The organism is Polaribacter sp. 2405UD43-2 (genome assembly GCF_058147125.1).
Map to the genome: position 1 here is coordinate 1 of NZ_JBYVJX010000076.1, position 244 is coordinate 244.

Sequence of the window (244 nt, forward strand, 5' to 3'; positions counted from 1 at the left end):
CTTAAACTTGCAGTAATTACTTTTTTTCCATTAGCAATTTTAATTTTAATTGTTAACTATCGGTTTTTTCCAAAGAAATTTTACAAGAAAATTGCAAATACTTACTTAGTAGTCGCCTATTTAATTCTTGTATTATTTTATCTTTTCGCTTTTGGTTACTATGATTATTTGAGTATTCGTTTAGGTGCTTCTTCTCTTCGATTTTTGAGTAATTTAAAAATATCTGGTCAAGTTTTAGTTGAAA

At 25.4% G+C, this 244-nt stretch carries 1 pseudogene; it reads left to right on the top strand.

Going from position 1 to position 244, the window contains the following annotated elements:
- A pseudogene (locus tag ACY2RX_RS14815) lies at nucleotides 1-244 on the top strand (sulfatase); the annotation flags it as partial.